Origin of the sequence: Streptococcus sp. DD11, from assembly GCF_001578865.1 — a bacterium.
GTDB classification, from domain to species: Bacteria; Bacillota; Bacilli; order Lactobacillales; family Streptococcaceae; genus Streptococcus; species Streptococcus panodentis.
This window is the reverse complement of sequence record NZ_KQ969392.1, coordinates 196,901-201,957: the sequence shown is the minus strand read 5'-3', so window position 1 is coordinate 201,957 and position 5,057 is coordinate 196,901. Positions and strand designations below refer to the sequence as shown.

Genomic DNA, 5,057 nt, shown 5'->3' with positions numbered 1-5,057 from the left:
TCCTCTTTTAACATGTTTTTGGATAGACTGTCACACTCAATGAAAATCAAAAAGCAAAGGAAAAGACTCTACATGACGATGGTCGGTTGTTCAGCGGTTTCTCAGACTGCAGATAGAAGATTAGCTGACGGGTACTATCAGTCATGCTCCTGTGCCCAGACTTGAGTCAGGTAAAAAATGAAGCTGGCAGCTAGGTTAGCCGTATGGTTGTCAATATCGTGGGGCGGGGAGACTTCGACGATGTCAAAGCCGATCAGCTTGCCGGAGGCAGCGATATGCTGGAAGACCAGCACGGCCAGATTAGGGTCCACTCCCAGCGACTGGATGGCACTGACACCGGGTGCGGCACCAGCTGCAAAGCAGTCAATATCAATGGTCAGGTAAACCTGCTCCTTATCAGCCAGAAAGGCATCGACGGCCTTGCAGACTTCCTTGTGGCCCATCTGGTAGATATCCAGCCCTGTCAGAAACTGAATGGCCTTGGATTTGGCGACAAAGTCAAAGAGAAAGAGATTGTTATTGTGCTCCTGAATGCCCAGAATCAGGTAGTTAAAGGTCTCTTTGGCCGCTAGGCTGTCGTCAAACATCTGGCGAAAGCCGGTGCCGGAGTTGGGGCCGGTCTGCTCATAAGGCCGCAGGTCGAAATGGGCATCCATATTGATGACGGCCAAATCTTGGTCAGGATTTAGTGACGACTTGAGCCCTAGATAGTGGCCATAGGCTGTTTCGTGGCCGCCGCCCAAGACGATAGGCCGGAGGTTGAGCTCCCGCAGGCGCCTGACGGCCCGAGCCAGACTGTGCTGCAGCTGGTCCAGCGAGCGGTTAGGTCCGTCAATATCGCCGGCATCAAAGACTCGGACATTTCTGCCCAGATGCCAAGGCAGCTTAGCCAGCTGGGTCCGGACAGCCTGGGGACCTTCGACTGCACCGACGCGGCCGTGGTTGATATAGACCCCCTTGTCGCTCTTAAAGCCAATCAAGGCAAAGTTGACGCCCTCAAAAGGCTTTAAGTTGGGGTCATTTAAGTCCAAAAACTCAATAAGCATCCCCCATTTGGCAGCATATAAATCATCGTCCAGTCTCTTATGATAGTAGCTGTTGTCTAGCTGGTAATAATCTTCTAACATGATTTTGTCCTTTTCCATCATAGTACTTGCGACTTTATTATAAGAGTTTCCGTCAAGCCTGTCAATAGAGTTTTGACTGTCAAAGAAGCCCAGCTGAAGGAGAGCGGGCTTCTTTTGCTAGCTTTCATACTTCGAGTTTGCTTGTCATTGAGTATCCGGTTTAGAACTGGATGCTCAAATCCACAGCCTTTTCAACAGCAGCCAGGAATTCTGGGCTTTCAATCACTGCTGAGGCTTTGTTGAGTTCTTCGTAGATTTCGATATCCTTGTCAAATTCGATAAAGCGGACATGCTGGCGGAAGAGGTCGTAGGCTGGTTTGGTGCCCTTGCCCAGTTCGTGATGTTCTGCTTTCAGATCCAGTGCCTGACAGGCAGCCATGATTTCCGTTGCCACGATGCGGCGGGAGTTTTTGAGAATCTCTCCTGCTTTGCGGGCTGCGGTGGTTCCCATGCTGACAAAGTCTTCCTGATTTTCACAGGATGGGATGGAGTCCACACTGGCTGGGTGAGCCAGAATCTTATTTTCAGAAGCCAGCGAAGCGCAGGCATACTGGGTAATCATAAAGCCAGAGTTGAGGCCTGGGTGTTTGACCAGGAAGGATGGGAGCTTGCTCAGCTGGCTGTTGACCAGCCGCTCCACCCGGCGTTCAGATACATTTCCGATCTCAGAAATGGCAATACCGAGGAAGTCAAATGGCTGAGCCATGGGTTCCCCATGGAAGTTACCGCCTGAGATGACATGCCCTTCCTTGGTGATGATAGGGTTGTCTGTAACGGAGTTAATCTCAATCTCAACCTTGGTTTTTACATAGGCGATAGAGTCCTTGCTGGATCCGTGAATCTACGGAATGCAGCGCAGGGTATAAGGGTCCTGCACCCGCTGCTGGGTCGCCACAGTGGTATTTTGGCTGCCTTCCAGAAGGTTGCGGATATTGCGGGCCGTCGCCAGCTGGCCGCTCTGAGGCCGGATAGTGTGCAGGTCTTCTTCGAAAGGACTGGTGATGCCGTTATGAACTTCCAGAGAAAGGGCACCGGCAATATCGGAGAGTTTGAGCAGCTGGATAGCATCGTAGGTCGCCAGTGCCCCGATAGCTGTCAGGACAGTAGTGCCGTTGATCAATGCCAGCCCTTCCTTGGCAGCCAAGGAGATTTTCTCAATGCCAGCCTTGTCCAGGGCTTCCTGTCCAGACAGCAGCTCGCCTTGGTAGTAAGCACGGCCCAGTCCCAGCATCGGCAGAACCATATGGGCCAGCGGTGCTAGGTCACCGGAAGCTCCCAGAGAGCCTTTTTCCGGAATGAAAGGCAGGACGCCTTTATTGAGCAGCTCCAGCAGTTTTTCCACCGTGGACAGGCGGATACCGGAGTAGCCCTTGACCAAGGAATTGATCCGAATCAGCATGATAGCACGGACTGCGTCTTCCGGCAGCGGATCGCCATAGCCGGATGCATGGGTGCGGATGAGGTTTTCCTGCAGCTGGGTCGTATCTTCTGGTGAAATGCTGACATTGCAGAGGGAGCCAAAGCCGGTGGTGACACCGTAGACTACCCGCTTTTCCCGAACGATGTCGTCCACGATTTTGCGGGAGGCCTGCACAGCCTTTTTGGCCTCTTGATCGATTTCGCAGACTGCTCCCTGACGGCAACTGCGATGACATCTTCTAATGTTAGACTATTTCCATCTAAATGAATCAATGTTGACATATAAACTCCTCCATTATAGGATATAGAATTCAGACTGGCTCATTCTTTAGCCAGAGTGCCTTTTCTGCCGTGCAAGAAATAATAGAGCAGGCTTGCGACTGCGGCACCGACAGCTCCCCAGACGAAATTCATCATGTTGTCACCGGCAATCATCAGCAGACTGACTGCAACGGCCAGGACAGGGATAACCGGTCCAAACGGTACACGGAAAGTGACTTCCTTGTCTGGGTACATTTTTCTGAGTTTCAATACAGCCAAGGCCGTTGGGATGTATTGGAAGAAGCGGAAGACCACGCTGTAGGTCGCTAACTGCTCAAAGGAGCCAGATAGCAAGAGTAAAATAGCAAGAGCACCGGAAATCAGAATGGCAGTTACCGGAGCGTTCTTGGAGTTGGTCTTGCCCAGTCCCTCTGGCAGGAGCCCTTCGTCTGCAATGGCAGCACCAAAGCGCGGCACCATGATGGACTCACCGATATTGAGCCCGGCGATGGAGATAAGAGCACCATAGGAGACCAACGGGCCGCCGACAGGACCGATCATTTCCATAAAGGCATCCTGCACTGGTGCGCCGCTCTGCATAATGCGGCCGCCCAGCATGGCAATCGTCCCAGCGATAATCAGCATGTAGAGTACAGAGACGATGCTGATAGAGCCCAGGATGGCCTTGGGTACATTCTTTTCAGGGTTGCGCATCTCGCCGGCAACGATAGACATGGTTTCAAAGCCGATAAAGCCGTAGAAGATATAAACGGCTGTGCTGCCGATGGCATTGAAAATATTGGAGCCGCCTTCCAGCTGCAGGAAAGGCGTAAAGTTGCCCGCGTCAACACCGCCCTTGATATAGAAGATGGCAAAGGCTGAAAAGAGCACGATAGGAATCAGCTTGGCAACGGTTGCGGTCAGGGTGAACATCTTGGAAGTTTTGATTCCGGCGATATTCATCAGACATAAGAGGACAACGAAGGTGATGCTGATAGCCAGATTATAGCCTTTAAAGGCTGGGAAGGTCTGGATAAACACTTCGGCAAATCCGGCTAGCATGGCTGCCCAGGCGATAATGGTAACGGCCCAGCCCAAAATACCGACATCAAAGCCGATAAAGTCTCCGAAGGCTTCCTTGGCATACTGCATGGCTCCGCCGTTTTTGCCAAAGTAGCCTGCGGTTTCCGCCAGGCAGACAGACAGGAGCATGACCAGAACAGCCACGCCGAACATGATAGCCAGAGAGGCCGGTCCTAAGCCTTTGTAGATTGATTTAGGCAGGAGGAAAATCCCTGAACCGATAACGGCATTGATACCGTAGAGAGTTGCACCGGCAAAGCCGAATTTGGCTTTTTCCTGTTCTTGTGCAGTGAGTTTAGTTGCATCCATAATAATGTTTCTCCTTTAGAGATATGGGATCCTTTCCAAGTAAAGATAGAATGCTGACAAGGCATCAGGGTATCTTTACTTAGTTGGGATGTGGGTCAAACCAGCCCAAACAGCGCAGCAGGCGCCCTTAGGCTGTTTGCTTGAAAACATTATTTGCAGCTCAGTTTCCTGAGTCTCTTTTTCCACTATCAGGAGTTCTTGTGCCTCTATGTTTCGCGGCTGCTGCTCTCCCAGAGTCACCGTCAAATCATCCAAAGCGTAGATGCATTGAATGCTCTCATTCCGGCTAAGCTCCTGCCCGTCCGAAAGGGCAATCATCTGCCCCTGATAATGGTCGCTGTATATCAAGTTAAAATCAGTACAAGTCCCGCGACTTGTGATAGAATCACTCCCTTCAAAGACATAGGGGGTAAAGGGAGCCAGCACCGTTTCCTCCTGCCGGCTGGCATTCTGGAGGGAGAGAGGGCGGTCCAGGCTCATGAGAATGCGGTGAAAACCGCTGAAATCAGAAAATGAACTTTCTGCTGCTTCTACAGTTGCTGTTGAGAGCCGATAGTCAAAGTTCCGACTGCCGCAGTGGCCGTCTGGCGGGGAAAGGAAGAGCTGTCTCGTCTTTCCCCCCGGCCAATCGGAAACTTGGAAATCGCTTGCTCTTAAAAGGGTTGCTTTCATCCTGTTTTACATTTATCAGAACAGACCGGTAATCTGGCCGTCTTGGTCAATATCAATCTTCTCGCTGGCCGGCACTTTAGGCAGGCCAGGCATGGTCATGATAGCTCCGGTCAGGGCGACAATGAAGCCTGCTCCGGCTGATACCTTGAGTTTGCTGATCTTGATAGTGAAGTCTTTAGGGGCTCC

General features: G+C 51.5%; 4 protein-coding genes and 1 pseudogene. All 5 read right to left on the bottom strand.

What is annotated here, in order from left to right; translation table 11 throughout:
• Positions 1-137: 137 nt before the first annotated feature.
• Positions 138-1,127, bottom strand: a complete 990-nt coding sequence (locus STRDD11_RS00980; RefSeq protein WP_128834482.1) for an arginase family protein — start codon at positions 1,125-1,127, stop codon at positions 138-140.
• Positions 1,128-1,287: 160 nt separating this feature from the next.
• Positions 1,288-2,828: pseudogene (gene hutH, locus STRDD11_RS00975) on the bottom strand (histidine ammonia-lyase).
• A 39-nt stretch (positions 2,829-2,867) separates the two neighbouring features.
• A complete protein-coding gene (locus tag STRDD11_RS00970; protein ID WP_128834480.1) occupies positions 2,868-4,199 on the bottom strand; it encodes an APC family permease in 1,332 nt (443 codons plus the stop codon).
• 75 nt (positions 4,200-4,274) lie between these two features.
• Positions 4,275-4,871, bottom strand: a complete 597-nt coding sequence (locus STRDD11_RS00965; RefSeq protein WP_128834478.1) for a HutD/Ves family protein — start codon at positions 4,869-4,871, stop codon at positions 4,275-4,277.
• 15 nt (positions 4,872-4,886) lie between these two features.
• Positions 4,887-5,057: formate--tetrahydrofolate ligase (locus STRDD11_RS00960; RefSeq protein ID WP_128835320.1), on the bottom strand; the 171-nt coding region annotated here is incomplete at its 5' end.

Coding starts and splice junctions, on each gene's coding strand:
- STRDD11_RS00980 (WP_128834482.1), bottom strand. CDS start 1,127: ATGTTAGAAGATTATTACCAGCTAGACAACAGCTACTATCATAAGAGA.
- STRDD11_RS00970 (WP_128834480.1), bottom strand. CDS start 4,199: ATGGATGCAACTAAACTCACTGCACAAGAACAGGAAAAAGCCAAATTC.
- STRDD11_RS00965 (WP_128834478.1), bottom strand. CDS start 4,871: ATGAAAGCAACCCTTTTAAGAGCAAGCGATTTCCAAGTTTCCGATTGG.